At 50.8% G+C, this 16113-nt stretch carries 14 protein-coding genes; 4 read left to right on the top strand and 10 right to left on the bottom strand.

The genetic code is table 11. From position 1 onward, the window contains the following. Positions 1-595: 595 nt before the first annotated feature. Positions 596-1366 carry a DODA-type extradiol aromatic ring-opening family dioxygenase gene (locus BM412_RS00520; RefSeq protein WP_091212414.1) on the bottom strand — a complete coding sequence of 257 codons (771 nt, stop codon included), beginning with the start codon at positions 1364-1366 and terminating at the stop codon, positions 596-598. A 144-nt stretch (positions 1367-1510) separates the two neighbouring features. On the opposite strand from BM412_RS00520, the gene BM412_RS00515 reads away from it, so the two are divergent. The 4 genes from BM412_RS00515 (at position 1511) to BM412_RS00500 (ending at position 5594) form a co-directional block, all read left to right on the top strand. Beyond that, positions 1511-1894: a winged helix-turn-helix transcriptional regulator gene (locus tag BM412_RS00515; RefSeq protein ID WP_305728716.1), complete on the top strand. Its 384-nt coding sequence runs from the start codon at positions 1511-1513 to the stop codon at positions 1892-1894. A 159-nt stretch (positions 1895-2053) separates the two neighbouring features. Next, positions 2054-3385 (top strand): spore germination protein, encoded by a 1332-nt coding sequence (locus BM412_RS00510; RefSeq protein WP_091212409.1) that lies wholly within the window; start codon positions 2054-2056, stop codon positions 3383-3385. After that, entirely contained in the window at positions 3382-4491 is a 1110-nt protein-coding gene (locus BM412_RS00505; protein WP_091212407.1) for a GerAB/ArcD/ProY family transporter, read from the top strand. Before BM412_RS00510 ends, BM412_RS00505 begins: the two co-directional genes overlap by 4 nt. Then, positions 4488-5594 (top strand): Ger(x)C family spore germination protein, encoded by a 1107-nt coding sequence (locus BM412_RS00500; RefSeq protein WP_091212404.1) that lies wholly within the window; start codon positions 4488-4490, stop codon positions 5592-5594. Before BM412_RS00505 ends, BM412_RS00500 begins: the two co-directional genes overlap by 4 nt. 59 nt (positions 5595-5653) lie before the next feature. Here BM412_RS00500 and BM412_RS00495 read toward each other — a convergent pair whose 3' ends face one another. The 9 genes from BM412_RS00495 to BM412_RS00455 form a co-directional block, all read right to left on the bottom strand. Further along, positions 5654-7060, bottom strand: coding sequence for a sulfatase (locus tag BM412_RS00495; RefSeq protein WP_218163114.1), 1407 nt, complete (start codon positions 7058-7060; stop codon positions 5654-5656). A gap of 64 nt (positions 7061-7124) precedes the next feature. Then, a complete protein-coding gene (locus BM412_RS00490; RefSeq protein ID WP_091212401.1) occupies positions 7125-8051 on the bottom strand; it encodes a TauD/TfdA dioxygenase family protein in 927 nt (308 codons plus the stop codon). A 32-nt stretch (positions 8052-8083) separates the two neighbouring features. Further along, positions 8084-9637 (bottom strand): extracellular solute-binding protein, encoded by a 1554-nt coding sequence (locus BM412_RS00485; protein WP_256256051.1) that lies wholly within the window; start codon positions 9635-9637, stop codon positions 8084-8086. A 66-nt stretch (positions 9638-9703) separates the two neighbouring features. Beyond that, a complete protein-coding gene (locus BM412_RS00480) occupies positions 9704-10570 on the bottom strand; it encodes a carbohydrate ABC transporter permease (RefSeq protein WP_091212395.1) in 867 nt (288 codons plus the stop codon). A 16-nt stretch (positions 10571-10586) separates the two neighbouring features. Next, positions 10587-11564, bottom strand: coding sequence for an ABC transporter permease (locus tag BM412_RS00475; RefSeq protein WP_091212392.1), 978 nt, complete (start codon positions 11562-11564; stop codon positions 10587-10589). Between the two features lie 346 nt (positions 11565-11910). Beyond that, complete coding sequence (locus BM412_RS00470; protein WP_091212390.1) at positions 11911-12672, bottom strand: SDR family oxidoreductase; 762 nt, start codon at positions 12670-12672, stop codon at positions 11911-11913. Between the two features lie 178 nt (positions 12673-12850). Then, positions 12851-13339, bottom strand: coding sequence for a peptide-methionine (S)-S-oxide reductase MsrA (gene msrA, locus BM412_RS00465; protein WP_218163113.1), 489 nt, complete (start codon positions 13337-13339; stop codon positions 12851-12853). A gap of 46 nt (positions 13340-13385) precedes the next feature. Then, positions 13386-14579, bottom strand: coding sequence for an epoxide hydrolase family protein (locus tag BM412_RS00460; RefSeq protein ID WP_091212387.1), 1194 nt, complete (start codon positions 14577-14579; stop codon positions 13386-13388). A 288-nt stretch (positions 14580-14867) separates the two neighbouring features. Next, a complete protein-coding gene (locus tag BM412_RS00455; RefSeq protein WP_091212384.1) occupies positions 14868-16106 on the bottom strand; it encodes an alpha-L-fucosidase in 1239 nt (412 codons plus the stop codon). Between the last annotated feature and the right edge of the window lie 7 nt (positions 16107-16113).

Here is a 16113-nt window from a genome sequence, read left to right as displayed (position 1 = left end):
GAATGCAGATTATAACGTTATAATGTTTAATCTACAGGGAAACCGATTTAGCGTCAACAAACATTATAATGTTTGAGCTGGCGATCTACGAATGGCTGCCTATTTGTCCTATTGATGAGAAGGCATTCTTCCGAAGTGTCGAGAAACCCACGTTAGCGGAATGGCATAGGAGTCATCTTCCGACTGTAACGGTTGTGACAGAGGTTATTTGTCCATATAAGCTCGTTTTATATTTCTTACGGTTGCCACAGAGCTTATTCGGACATTTTCCGATAGAAATAAACAATTTTCACCAAATAGCCACTCTGACAACCGTTAGCGTTTTAAAGGTCGTTCATTTCATGAAATAGTCACGCTGGCAACCGTTAGCGTTTATTATTCGGTACGGATAGGCGCTCATCACCACGGATAAGCCGAACATGAAGACGATTGCCCTCAGATCAACCGCAAACGAAAAAGAAACCCAACGTAAGAAACGTTGGGTTTCTTTTCAAGCTTTCGCACAGCGCGCAGCGAGTGGTGAGGCATGCATGAAGTGGTCAGCCAACATGCATGAAACAATGCCCACCTGTCCAATCAACGAGCGGGTACGTTTCTAGAACTGATAGCTGAGATTACTCATAGAGCCGTACTTGATTGGCTCATCGTACAGAACACGAGCTTCATGACCCGGCGTTCCGCTTCCCAGCGCGATGAGCAATGGGACGAAATGTTCGGCGCGAGGTACGGCCTTCTTCGCATGCGGCGCTAACGTTTCATAGTTGCTTAGTGCCTCAATGTCTCTGGCGAGAACTTTCTCCGTAATCCAAGCTGTGAATTCCGCGGCCCAGGCACGAGGCGGTGCATCGATGTTCCGATCGAACTCATTGAAATTGTGCGTCAAGAAGCCGCTGCCAATCACGAGTATGCCGTCCTTTTCAAGGCCTTGCAGCGCTTCCCCAATCGCGATCTGCTGCCTGGCCGGCAGGAACGCATTCACGGAAACAGGGACAATGGGGATATCGGCCTCCGGATAAGCATGCCGCATAATCGGAAATACCCCGTGATCCAGTCCCCGGTACTTACGCTGAACCGGAATGTTATGCTTGCGCAGCCGCGCTTCCACGATCGATGCGACAATCGCCGAGCCTCTTACCGGATATTGAACCTGATAGTATTCCGGCGGAAAACCGTAATAATCGTATTCCATCTCATGAATGTCATCCGTGGCCGCGATTGTTGTGATGGGGTTCTCGAAATGCGCAGAGAAGATTACGATCGCTTTGGGACGGACGGATTTGCCGAAGCGATTCAAGAAAGCCGTAAATTCCGATTGCTCAAAAATCGTAAACGGCGAACCATGCGCCAGAAATACCGGTGATAGCATATTGTGAACCTCCTAAAGTCACCTTGAATGAAGATAGTTATAGGCTTATAATATAATCTAGACATGATTTTAGGAAGTAGACACATTCAAATGACCTAGTATCCAAAAAGTAACCATAGATAAATACTGGAGGAATGAACGATGATGAATGACGGTGGGTGTAAAATCGAAACCGCGTTAGAAATATTAGTTGGCAAATGGAAACCCGTTATTCTCTTCCATCTGTTCGGCAACGGGACGATGAGGTTCAGCGAGCTCCAGCGCGCCATGCCCGATATCTCCAAAAAAATGCTCACCTCGCAGCTGCGGGAACTGGAGTATCACGATATCGTTCACCGCGAGGTTTATCGCCAGATCCCGCCGAAAGTCGAATATTCCATTACCGAATACGGTGCCAAAATGACGCCGTTGCTGCAAGCGATCGGCAATTGGGGAATGGAGCATGTGCAGCATTTGAACGAACTCTACGGCGCGGACCGCGCAGTGGAGATATTTGAAACGAAAGAGAACAAGCTTGCGGGCAAGTGAGCCGCCTCAACAACAAAACAGTCCTGACCATCAAGCTCCCTTGATGATCAGGACTGTTTTTCATTGGCGGTGCCACTTATTGATCGTAAATACGATATCCTTTCTTCGCATTCATTTCCCAAATTTGGCCACTCTAACTTAAAGAAGGAGTGGCGACCAATGGCAACCATTACAATCGCTTCAATTCAAGAGGCTTTTAACCATACCGATGATTTAGTGATGCGCGAGCTGAATATCGGCGAAGCCAAAGCCGTGCTTATCTATTTGGAAACGATGTGCGAGTCCACCAAAATCGAACTAAGCCTGTTTAAACAGCTGCGGCGTGAAACCGCAGATGGGAACACCTCTCCGGATCTAGAAGAACTGCTCACCTCAGCCAAAGTAGATGTTTGTCCCTCTATTCAGAAAGCTGTTGACGATCTTATTCACGGCCATGCCCTGATCTGCCAGGAAGAGGCGAATCGCTGCTACAGCTTTGATGTCAACAAGCAATACAGGCGCTCTCCCGCAGAGCCTGAGAATGAACGCTCCTTGGCCGGCAATCGGGACGGTTTCGTGGAGCATCTGCAAAGCAATTTGAATTTGATCCGCAAGCATCTGTCCACCGGAGAGCTAAGCGTGCGTTATTTCATGCTTGGTAAGAACGCGAATCGGCGGGTTGCTTTGGTGTGGCTCGATGGAACCACCGACAAAAGCATGGTCGATGAAGCCGCTAAACGCATTTCCGCTTTGTCGTCCACGCACGACTTGCATCCCGGCCTTCTTCGCAAGCTGTTGCGTGAGAACAAATTCTCCATTTTTCCGCAAGTCTTCAATACGGAAAGAGTCGATTTCGCTTCAGCCCTGTTGGCTCGCGGAAGGATCGGCGTGCTTTGCGATCAAAGCAGTTCCTGCCTGATTCTTCCTGTTTCTATCTATACCTTCATGCTGACGGTAGATGACCTGATCCAAGGCACGTGGCCATCGCTGCTCATGCGGTTAGTAAGGATTGTCGGATTGATGTTCGGCCTCCTTCTGCCCAGCCTTTACATCTCGATTGTCGGCTTTAATTATGAAGTCCTGCCGTTCAAAATGGCATTCAGCATCAAAAGTTCCCTGGAGAGCGTTCCCTACCCTCCGATCTTTGAAACGATGCTGATGATTTTCATCTTCCAGCTCATTGCCGAAGCCACGCTGCGTCTGCCCTCAGCGCTCGCCCAAATGACGGGTATCGTCGGCGGTATCATTATCAGCGAGTCGCTCGTTCAAATCGGGTTCGTGTCCAATATTCTAATCGTGGTTATCGCGCTGACAACCATCAGTAAATTTACCATACCGTCTATGGAGCTCCGATCGACCACGACGATTGCGCAGTTTATCCTTATTTTCGGTGCAACTGTCCTGGGCTTTTACGGTATTGCGTTCGCGTTTATCGGCGTCCTGATCCACGCCCTTGCCCTGGAACCTTTCGGCGTTCCTTACTGTCTGCCGGTTAGGAGCATCAAGCGATGAAAACTGCGAATCTCCCGATCGGTCCCATCCAACTATTCTGCCTGCTGTTCCAAGCACAATTCGGCCTAGGCGTCTTATCTCTTCCGCATGCGGTCGATGCCGATGCCGGACAAGACGGTTGGATTGCCTGCCTTATCTGCGGTTTAATTAATTTGATTCTATTGCTCGTGATTTGGATACTAAGCAAGCAGAACAGGAGCATAACCGTATTCCAGATGCTGCGACAGCGGCTTGGCCCTTGGATAGGCGGATTATTCAACTTGGCCATAGCCGCATACTCCATTACCGTAAGCTATGAAACCCTTGCGAATTGGGTCTTCATCTCGAATCTTTGGGCGTACGAGAATACCCCCGCATGGATGCTGTCACTGCTGCTCGTCGGCGGATGCGCCTTTCTCGTTTCGAATCCGGTCCGTGTTTTCGCCCGCTTCGCCGTATTCACCATGGCATTTGTCCCGCTGTTCATCGCGCTAATCTGCTACACACTCAAGGATGCAAATCTAGATTACATATTGCCGGTTTTTTCGACGGGGTTAGCAAAAATCAGCCTTGGAGCTTGGAGTGGGATGATGTCGTATGCCGGCATCGGCATTCTGATGGTACTGTCTCCTCATATTCAGATGCCGTCCAAAACGGTTCTGCGCATTGCCATAACAGCCAATATCGCGATTACAGCCGTTTATATGCTCTGTGCATTCTCGACCACGGTCATCTTCAGTACCGAGATGATCGGATTCATCCGCGAACCGCTGCTATTTCAGTTCAAAACGATCTCGTTCAAGATCATGGAGCGAACGGATCTCATGGTACAGACCATATGGATTCTGTTTATCATGACTTCCTTATCCACCTATCTGCTGCTGTACATGTCCGCGGTGACAGCGCTGTCCAATGCCCGGAAAGGAGTAAGGCTTCCCGCTCTGCTTGCGGTTGCCCTTGTCTTAATTGGGGCAGGTGCGTGGAAGCTGAATGTCTCGCAATTAACGAAGCTGCAGGACATCATCGCTCTTTACGTGCCGGCGGCGGCGATCGGGATGGTTTTGATGATGCTCATAATGGTTTATCTACACAAATGGCTATCAGGTAGGAAGGGGGCTCGAGCATGAAGCCGCGGTCCGAAAGAACCTGCCTCTTGCTCCTCCTCCTGCCGTTATTAACCGGGTGCTGGGACAGTCGCGAATTGAAGGAGATCCGAATCGAACAGGCTGAAGCCTTCGACTTACTCGATAACGGCAACATTCGCTTCACGATTACCATTCCAACCATTAAGTCCGCCGTTCAATCCAAATCCTCCATCGTCTCGCCAAGCTTTACTGGGGATGGAAGAACCGTCAATGAAGCCTACCTGGAAATGAAAAAGGCGGTTTCGCAGGAGTTGGACTTTGGCAAAGCTCGCGTGATTCTAATCAATAAGCGATTCGCAAAGAAAGGTTTCTACCCCGCGCTGGAATCATACTACCGGGAAGCCCGCAGCCCGATCAATGTCAAGATGGCTGTCGTGAATGATTCCGCAGGGCTAGTCTTGAAGATGAAAGTCGCGGATCGCTTAATGATCAGCGATTACCTCTACGATTTGCTTCAGAGCAGCGAAGAGAACGGCTTGATTCCGAAAGTTTCGCCGTATCTCATTTCTTCCTTGTTCACCAATAGCGGTACCGACGCTGTGCTCCCGATCATTAATCCACTAGGAAAAGACCGTGTAAAACTAGAGGGACTCGCGCTCATGCATGGGAAGCGGATGACCGGAGAGTTGGACGACAAAACATCCGCGAATTTCGTCATGCTTTCCAAATTCAATCCCAAATACTTCACTGTCACGGAATATATCAATACGTTAAAAGCCAATGTTTCCCTTTTTATGTCCCGTGATAAGCGGGACATAACCGTCGCGACCGATAAGGGTACCGTCAAGGCCGTCATCAGCGCCGATTTCACGTGCAATCTGGTAGAAATCCCCAAAATGGTTCACCCGGATGAGGAGATGCTGAAGAAGGTTGCATCAGAACTGGAGAAACTGTTGAACGATAAAGCGAAGGAAGTCATCACGCAGCTTCAGCAGGCCAATTGCGATGCCTTGGGCATCGGACTTCACATCAAAGCGCATCATAACCGCTATTGGAAATCCATCACGTGGGAAGACGTCTATCCCGAAATAGATATCGAACCCCGCATTAAAGTCAGCATCGATAAGAGCGGGATCATGGAGTAGAGCACATCAAAAACACGCCATCATTGGTGGCGTGTTTTTGATGTGGCCTGCATAGCCTTCTATCCATATACTGCGGCGCCTGCTTCAGGATTACCTTCGGGAATGATGGCTTGGACCTGCTCACGCCATTGATGCAGCTTCTGGCGCAGCCGTTCGGTCCGTTCAAGGTGCTGCTCGGCAATATTATGCTCTTCGGATAGATCGGTTCGCAGGTTGTACAGCTCCAAACGCCCATCTTCGAAAAACTCGATGAGCTTGAAATCGCCTTCTCTCACCGAAGATCCCGGCGTTCCCCCTTGATTGCCGTAATGGGGATAATGCCAGAAAATGGCTTCCCGGCTCAGATTCTCCTCTCCGTTAAGTAAAGGAACTAAACTTACGCCGTCCGTATGCTGCTCCGGCAGCAGGTCAAGCCCCGCAAGCTCCAGCAAGGTAGGATAGAAATCAGGGCTTGTCACCGGAACCTCGCAGACGCTGCCCGGCTTCGCAACGCCCGGGGAGCGGATGATGAGAGGCTCTCGCACGCCGCCCTCGTACATCCAGCCTTTCCCCTCCTGAAGCGGACTGTTGCAGGTCGGCGAACCTTCTGCCGTTGCGAGACCGCCGTTGTCGGAGGTGAACACGATTACGGTGTCTTCCAACTGTCCCGTTTCTTTCAAGGCATCTATCAATCGACCGATATTCCAATCCAGATTAAAAATCATGGCCGCATAGGCAGGGTCCGACTGCACGATGCGCCTCTTTACCTGCAGCTGTTTCTTGTGTTCGCACGGGAAGAACTCTCCTTCCACAAACGTTTCCACCCGGTCCAGACCAAGCGCTTTGGCCTTATCCGCGAAACGCTTGGTGAGCTTTGCGCTGACCTCAATCGGGATATGCACGGCATAATGCCACAGATTCAGAAAGAATGGCGCTCCGTCATTTTGCCGGATCAACGCGATTGCCTCGTCCGTCAGCCGATCCGTTAAGTATTCTCCTTCAGGTCCATCTTCGAGTGTCTCAATGCCATACGGGCTAAAGTAGCCATTCACCGGCATCCCCCAGCTGCAGCCGCCGATATTGACATCGAACCCGTGCCGATCCGGATAATGCTCACGTCCGCCGAGATGCCATTTGCCCACATGCCATGTCTGGTAGCCCTGCTCCTTCAACGCGGTCGCCACGCTCTTCTCCTGCAGCGGAAGGTGCCGGATATACGGCGCATCGATCAGTTTGCCGGTCGTATGGCCGCCGATCCAGTTGGTCACGCCAACATGCGCCGGATATTTGCCGCTCATCAAGCTGGCCCTAGTGGGCGAACAGACCGGAGCCGCGGCATAAGCATCGGTGAATCGAATACCTTCGGCGGCAAGCCGGTCCAAGTTCGGCGTTTCATAGAAGATGCTGCCATAACATCCGAGGTCCATCCAGCCCATGTCGTCGATTAAGATAAACAATAGATTTGGTTTCTTCTTCGAATAAGTCACCTTTGTTCCTCCCCTAAGCGGATGATATGGAAGAGAGCCCGCGTCACCGCGGGCTCTTCTCTTCTTAATAAGGCCGATCGCCTACAATCGCCACCCGCTCCGCTACGCGGCGGTTCGGGAAATAATCCGAATTCGCGTAATGCTGAGTGGCGCGATTGTCCCAGAACGCGATGGAGTTCGCTTCCCAGCGGAAGCGGACTTGAAACTCCGGCAGCTGGGAATGGCGGAACAAATAGGTGAGAAGCGCTTCACTTTCCTCTTGTCCCAGGCCGACGATCCGCACCGTAAAGTTCGGATTGACGAACAGCGTTTTCCTTCCCGTCTCCGGATGCGTGCGTACGACCGGATGCTCGGCCGCCGGGAACTCCTCCTGCCGGCGCTGCAATTCTTCAGGAGCCAGATTTACCCCGAAGACGTGGGTGAAATCATGAATCGCAGTGAGTCCGTCGATTCGCTGCTTCACTTCTTCCGGCAAATTGTCATAGGCGGCCGCTTGGTCCGACCACAGCGTGTCTCCTCCCAGCGGCGGCACCTCTGTCAAACGCAGCACCGACCCAAGCGCAGGTGTCAGCCTCCAGCTGACATCCGAATGCCAGTTGTTCTCATGCCCGGGCTTTTTATCGTTCTTCGCGAAACGTACGACCTCATTCGAATTTCCTTGAGGCAGGAACGGATGGGTTTCCAGCTCTCCCCATAATCGGGCGAATGCTTGCTGCTGCTCGCTGGTGATGTCCTGGTCCCGGAAGAAAATCACTTTCCATTCCAGCAAGGCGCGGTTCAGCTCCTTCTGCAGCTCCGGCGATACGGGATGGCGCAGGTCAACGCCTTCGATCTCGGCTCCGATCAGCGGGCCGTAAGGCTTTACGCGAAACAGCGCGTACGGCTGTTCTTCCGCTCCTACCGGCAACCGATTAATAATGCGGGGACCTCCTTTAATACCTCGGTCCGGAATTTGACGCGGACGTTCATCCGTCGTAAACGTTTCAGCCATTGCACATTCTCCTCACTATTCGATAGTTGCGGTTATTTACCTGCGTCTTGGTTCTTGTATTCTTCGTTAATTTCTGTCAGGATGGCATCGCCGCCTGCCTGACGCCATTCTTTGCCGAGCTCTTCGATTCCCTTATCCACGTCAAGCTTGCCGTTTAACAGGTTCACGAAATATTGGTTGTACACTTCATTAACCGCTTTTCCATATTCAATCTCGGAATCCGTCCTGCGGGTAATGAGATTAGGCACAAAGTATTGGGATGCGATTTTGACCGAGTCGATGGCGCGATCGATGTTCTTCTCCGTCTGCGGCAAATAGTTCTCGTCGATTGGCCAAGTCACGTTCCCCCATGCAAGCGGATGACTCCAGCCATTCGCTGCAAACCCGTCTTTCTCGCGTTCCGCCTCGTTGTAAGTGATTTGATCGCCTTGCTTCGTATAGTGGACCCCTTCAATGCCGAGCTGCAGCAGCTCGCGGCCTTCCTTGGACAGCATGAACTCGATAAACTCCGCCGCCTTCTCGGGATTCTTGGCCTTATTGGTAACCGCTGTGAACAAAGCGGTCTTCGGACGCGTAGCCATCCCTTGTTTGCCGTCCGGTCCTGCCGGCGGCGGTGCGAAACCGAGCTTCCCATCGGGATTGACCTGCTGCAAGCTGCCTTCGACGCGGCTCACGTGGCGGAACAATGGGCCATCCATTACCCCGGCTTTGCTTTGGAAGAATTTCTGTTCCTTTGTCGGCCGGTCATAGATGATATATTCCGGATCGATCAACTTCTCCTCGTACCATTTCCGCAGCTCCTCAATCCCTTTCTTGAAAGCAGGATCTTCGAACCGCGGAATGACCTCGCCTTTATCGTTCAAGGCATAGTCAGCGTATGGCAGTCCGTACGCATATAGAACAAAATCGAATGCGGTGAGTGCATCCCCGGCAACCGGCTTGTTCGTGATAAAGCCGAAGGTGTCGGCTTTGCCATTGCCATCCGGGTCCTTCTCCACGATGGCTTTCAGCGTATCGTGAAACTCATCCAGCGTTTTCGGATGCGGCAGGCTCATCTTATCCAGCCAGTCCTGCCGAAATTGAACGGTGTAATTCGACTTCTCCATGCCGCTTACGAAGGGATATCCGTAATATTTTCCGTCGACGGCCGTCCATTGCAAGCCATTGTCGAGCTTGGCTTTGATGGTGGGGAGTTTGTCAAAATAATCGTTCAGCGGAACCACAATGCCTTCTTTGATCCATTGGGAAACGGATGAGGACGGATACTGCGTGGTCACAACGTCGGGAAGATCCCCGCTCGCGATCGCCACGTTAATCTTGTCGTACGAGAATTCCGGCGATATCTTGATCGTCAGCTTGATGTTCAGCCGCTTATTAATCTCGGCAATAATGCGATCGTTCGGCACCAGCGGCTTCGCTCCTTGATCACCGGTGGTCAAATAAACGAGTTCATACGGCTCTTCCGTAGCGGAACCGGAGTTGGAACCGGAGTTGGTCGCACTCGCTTCGTTGGCGTCCGGCTTATTCGAGCAGCCCGCCGTTATGATCAGCGCTGCCGCAGCCAGGCCAATCACCCATTTTTTCATTGTTAACCCTTTCCTCTCAACCATTTCTCTTTCCTCCCGTTAGATCGTTTTTTTATAGTGAAGGAATTACTCCTTGACCCCGCCAATCAAGACGCCATTGATAAAATACTTCTGGAAAAAAGGGTAGATGAGCATGACCGGTATGGAAGCCGCCATAACCGTCGCCATCTTGATGGACGGCCCAAGGAGGAACAGGCTGTCGCCGCCTCCCGAGTAGGACGATTCGTTCTCGAACAGCATGCTTCGCAAGAATAGCTGCAACGGCCAAAGCTCCTTGTCGCTGATGAAAAAGATCGCGTTGAAGAAATCATTCCACCGCGTTACGGCATAGAAGAGCGTAATGGTCGATATGGCCGGCATTGATAAAGGGATTACGATCTTGAACAGGATCCCCAGGTCATTACTGCCATCGATCTTAGCTGCCTCCACCAAACCATCCGGCATCGAAGAGAAGAAATTTTTCATAATAATCAGGTTATAAGTATTGAGAGCGCTCGGAATGATCAACGCCCATACCGTATTCATCATGCCGAGGTCTTTGACCACCAGATAGGTTGGAATAATCCCCCCGCTGAACATCATCGTAAAAACAAGCAGGAACATGATTACGCGCTGCCCCTTAAGTGAAGGCCTCGACAGCGCATATGCCGCCAGCACCGTGAGGATCATATTAAGCGCCGTTCCCACAACCGTGATGAACAGCGTCACCCCGTAAGAGTTCCATAGTTCATTCATTGAGAATAAGTAGGTATACGCTTCGAATGTGATGGCTTTGGGAAAAAGATGAATGCTGGAACCGAGGTACTCCTCCAGCGGAATGATCGATACAACGAACGTATCCCAGAACGGATACACCGTAACGATGGCTACGATAGTCAGAAATACCACATTAAACGAGTTAAAAAGCTTCCCTGCCCTGCCTGTGTATTGCATAAATCTCCCTCCCGTATCAGTAAACGCCCTGTTCTCCCATCTTCCTGGAAAGCCAATTTGCCAGAACGAGCAGAGTAAAATTAATCAGGGATTTAAATAAACCAACCGCTGCCGCAAGGCTGAATCTGCCATCCGTCAAGCCGATTCGGTATACATACGTGTCGATAATATCCGATACGCGGTATACACCCGGATGGTAGAGCACGAAGATTTGCTCGAAGCCGGCTTCCATAATGCCGCCCAGCCGAAGAATGAGGATGAGCACGATGGTGCTCCGGATCAGCGGGATCGTCAGATGCACGAGCCGCTGGAATCGATTTGCCCCGTCGATGACCGCCGCTTCGTACAGATGCGGGCTGATTCCGGCCAAGGCTGCCATGTAGATGATCGTGTTCCAGCCGAACTCTTTCCAAATCATCGAGAATACAAGCGTGCTGCGGAAATAAGATTCATCGCTCAAAAATCCGATCGGCGTACCTCCAAACAGCTTAATCAAGTTGTTGACGATGCCGCTGTCCGTGGAAAGCAAATTAATGAGAATGCCGCCAAGAATCACCCAGGAAATAAAGTGAGGCAGATAAATGATCGTCTGGATCGTCTGCTTGAACACCTTCACCCTGACCTCGTTCAATAACAGGGCAGCGATAATAGGTGCCGGAAATCCGAAGGTAAGCCGGTAAAGCGAGATGATTACCGTGTTTTTGATCACCTGCCAGAACTTATCCTGGGAGAACAAGTACTCGAAGTGCTTCATCCCCGCCCAATCGCTGCCCAGTATCCCTTTCGTAATGCTGAACTCCTTGAAAGCAACAACCGCCCCGTACATGGGGATGTAATGAAAGATCAAGTAATAAACGAGTGCAGGCACCAGCATCAAATACAGGTAACGATTGAACCAGACATACCTTACCAGTTTTAATTTGCGCCTAACGGGCTTCTTCTGGGGCAGCACTCTAGCCTCTTGCAGAGCGGCCTCGCTGTCAACGTATTCCATCCACGAATGCTCCCTTACGGTAAAATAAAAGACTCGACATCGAGTACATGTTGTGTCTCCGGTTGAACGGTCGACTTCGTATTCATCTCATCAATCAAGTAAGCTAGCGGCTTGAACCTCTGGTCATCCAGTCGTTTTTCCCAACAAAAAAGGAGACTCAGCGCCTTTGTTAAAGCGTGGTCTCCGGTTGTCCGGTTGATATTTAATTATTCCGATGAGATTACTTTGTTATTATGTGGATTATACTATCATGCGTGTATTTCGCCGTCAACCTTTATTTCCTGATTTCTCCAAATAAAAGAGCAGATGCCACGGCATCTGCTCCTTTATAGTAAACCAGATTCAATTAGCCCTGAGAGGTGGTACGGCTAAGCCAATCCCGGAAACGAGTCTCCGTAATGCGTGCGTTGCCGTCGATCGGAACGAGAGATTGATCATTCACCTCAATTGTCCCGAAGTAGCGCGCACTTTCATCTGTGATCACCTGACGCGGGTCTCCCGTTGCGCTCAAGAACTGTCGAACGAGTTCGACGAGCGGAATTTGATCCGGGCCGGCCGTATCCACAATGCCATTCACAGGTGATCCCAGTGCGAAATCAGCTACTACGGCTGCAACATCATCCGAAATCATTGGCTGCGTAAGGGCGGAAGGCAAACGAACGGTATCGCCTTCGGTAGCTACATAGGCGATGCTGCCGATGAATTCGAAGAATTGCGTCGCACGGACGATCGTATACGGAATGTTAGATGCTTTGATTAGCTCTTCTTGGGCCATTTTGGCGCGGAAATACCCGCTTTGGAGAAGGCGTTCGGTTCCTACGACCGACAGTGCCACGTGATGGCTTACTCCTGCGGCTGCTTCGGCAGCAAGAAGATTCGTGTTCGACGTTTGGAAGAATTCCATGACGGGCTCATCGTCAAATGAAGGTGCGTTCGATACGTCGACGACAACCTGCGCGCCAACGAGCGCTTCAGCCAGCCCTTCGCCAGTAATCGTGTTAACGCCTAAGGACGGTGATGCCGCCAGTACATCATGACCAAGCTCACGAAGGTTTGTCACAACTTTGGATCCGATAAGTCCGCTTCCGCCAATAACTACAATTTTCATTCTAATTCCTCCTATTAGTTAACTTCTCCTATTGAAAAGGGGATCGAGACGAGGCTCGCTCTCCTTCTTACTCGGTGTTACACGGATATAACGATTGAACACCTCCATGTGTGACATGACGCAAAAAAACAGCAGTCGACTTACGACTGCTGTTTCTCGATTGTGGCCGAGCTGATTGTTATTTCCCCAACCGCCAGACTTTGTTCACTAAACAAGCGAAACCGTTCTTTTGGTAATAGTCCTGATGTTCTTCCTCCGCTTTGTAGAACGTGGTCGCAGCGGCAATTTTCGTTACTTTGCCAATACGTTTATCAATGTACTTTCGGGAAAGTTCAGCCAGTTCCCTTTGTTCATCGCTCGTATAGAAAATGGCGGATTCCGCAGGGTTGGCGTTCTTCCAGAAATGTTCCAGCAACTCGTTATACGTAATCTCATCCGGATTATAATGTACCTCGACCGCTTCGAGATGGTCCGTTGCATGAGAGACAACTTGCTGATACGTCGGATCCTTCATTAAGCCGCCCGTATACCCGGCATACACGGTCGAGACGCCGTCAAGTTTCTGAAAAGCATCCTCCATGTGCCAGAAGCAGCCACCTGCAAAAATTGCGGTTTCGGTTTCTAAAGGGGCATTCCGATTATCATGTTCCATCCTCATATCACTCATTCGTATCCCTCCAGTATTAGTCTGTTAAGAAATTCAAAATGATCGATTAACGCAATGACTTGAATGCCGTGCGAAGCTCCGAAGTGAACAGCTCCGGCTGCTCCCAGGCCGCAAAGTGCCCGCCTTTAGGCATTTTGTTGTAATGGATCAGGTTCGGGTAGGCCTTCTCCGTCCAACTCTTCGGTGCTTCATAGAGCTCATCCGGAAAGACGCTTACGGCAACCGGGAGTTTGACGCCTTTGACACCGAAGAAGGAGATACCGGCTTTACCGTTCTCCGCATAGAGACGAGCCGCAGAAATCGCCGTGTTCGTCAGCCAGAAGAGCGTGATATTGTCGAGAACGTCGTCACGCGTCAGACCTTCTTGAATTCCGTCGATCGATCTCGCGATTAAGGCAAGGCTCTTCCAGTCGTGATCAAGCATAAAGGCTGCCAAACCGACAGGCGAATCCGCAAGTCCCGTCAGTGTCTGCGGGCGGGTTCCCATTATGAAGGCATAATAGAATTTATTTTCGCAAACTTGCTCGATCGTTCTCTTCTCTTCGTCCGAGAGACCGGCTGGCAGCGGATTACCGGTCCAGATGGCCGCATCCGCGTCGGCAGGAATCACGCCGGGCATGTTGGTATGCAGAGCAAGTAAGCCTTTAGGTTCCTGAACGCCCATCATGTCGACGACGACCGCACCCCAATCTCCGCCTTGCGCTACATACTTCTCATAGCCAAGGCGAGTCATCAACTCTCCATAAGCGCTTGCGATACGCTTGGGATCCCAGCCGGTCGTGGTCGGTTTGCCCGAGAAACCATAGCCCGGCATCGATGGAATCACGACATGGAAAGCATCCGCTGCGTTGCCGCCATGCGCCGTCGGGTTAGTAAGCGGTTCGATAAGCTTCATTTGCTCGATGATCGAACCCGGCCATCCGTGCGCAATGATAATCGGCATCGCGTTCTCATGCTTCGAACGAACATGAATGAAGTGAATGTCCAGACCGTCGATTTCGGTAATGAAGTTAGGGACCGCGTTTAACTTCGACTCGATTTTGCGCCAATCGTATTCGTTAGCCCAATAGCGAGCAAGTTCTTGCATCGTCGCGAGCGGCGTGCCTTGCGATTGATCGGAGACCGTTTCCTTCTCTGGCCATCTTGTCGCGTTGATGCGATTGCGCAAATCGATAAGTTCCTCTTCCGGGATATTCACGTAAAACGGGCGAATGGCGTTCTTAGCTTGTTGTTGTGTCATCTATATAATCTCCTTTTAATTGAGTTTTTTTGTAACCAGTTAAATTGTTTTAACAAGTTACAAAACGTACTATATCATGTTGCCGAAGGGATGGCAAGTAACCATTTAAATTATTTTTGATGGTTACAAACTAAATCGAACAAAGGATGTTTCGGAAGCGCAAAAAAGCCGCCATATAATAGACGGCGGCCAACTCGTGCACATAGTTTATTGAAGATTGTCACAACCTAGGAATGATTGCAATGAACTTGTCATCAAGCATTCTGCTCATGCTCATGTTCTTGCTTATCAAGAAATTACCGCTACCCGCACAACAACGTTATCTCCATACGGATAGCCTGTTGCATGAAAACATAACAGACCGGAAACCGCATCATGCGTGAAAGCCAGCTCTTCACCATTATCGAGCCAACGTACGGCCGAAACCTGGCCGGTGACGTTCGTAAATACTCTCGGTCCGGTTCCACCGACGGTGGTTGTCACGTTCGCATGGCCGTCAATCGTTAAATCATGTACGAACAGATAGGTCGTCCCATCATCCGTTTCCAGCGCAAAGTCATGCCCTTGCCCTTTAATGAGGCCCGGCTTTCCTTCGTAGACGAGGTTGCCATGCATAGATATCCAATCTCCGATAACCTCAAGCGTAGCTTCCTGAAGCTTCGATATGCTTCCGCCGGCTTGAGGTCCGACATTGAGCAAATAATTCGCGCCTACCTTGCGGCAGGCAAGCAGATTAGCGATAAGCTCCCCTGTTGATTTATTAGAGAAGTCTTGGCGTCCGAAGCCCCAATGGCCGTTAATGGTTTGGCACATCTCGGCGGAGACGTACTTGCTCATGCCTTCGCGGTTCATCGGTTCCGGCCGTCCCTGCTCAAAGGTAACGCTGTCTACCTCCGGATGTCCGATCTCTCCGCGAAGATCCAATCCGGTATTGTTGATAATCATCGCTTCCGGCTGCAATCGGCGGATCGTTCCGTACAATTCGTCGAGCTTCCAATCCGCGTCCGGCTTACTCCAATTCCCGTCAAACCAGAAGCCGCCAATCGGTCCGTAATGCGTACACAATACTTCAACGGATGCAAGCAAGTATTCCAGGTATGAATCAAAATCGTCATTAAAGCTCGGCTGGTACCAATCCAGCGTGGTATGGTAGAAGAATGGCGTAATCCCCTCTTGCCTGCAGCCCTGAACAAATTCTGCGATCAGGTCCCTCTTCGCAGCGCTGTGAGGAGCATCATAATCCGATAATCCGCGCGTGTCGTACAGCGAGAATCCGTCATGATGCCTCGTTGTCAATACGATATAATTCATGCCGGCCCGCTTGGCTGTCTTCGCAATCTGCCGCGCATCGAAATCGCCGGCGGTAAACGTATCTTTCAATGCCGCGTATTCGTCCATCGGAATTTTCCGCAAATGCTGCACCCATTCCCCTTGACCGAGCTGGGAATAGAGCCCCCAATGAATAAACATGCCGAACGCCTGCTTCTCGAACTTCGCCACTCGCGGTGACGGAACGGGTATCGCCATATAGGAT

The sequence above is a fragment of the Paenibacillus sp. BC26 genome (assembly GCF_900116125.1).
In the GTDB taxonomy this organism is placed as follows: Bacteria; Bacillota; Bacilli; order Paenibacillales; family Paenibacillaceae; genus Paenibacillus_Z; species Paenibacillus_Z lignilyticus.
The sequence above is the reverse complement of the archived record's forward strand: the minus strand, read 5'-3'. Positions and strand labels throughout refer to the sequence as shown.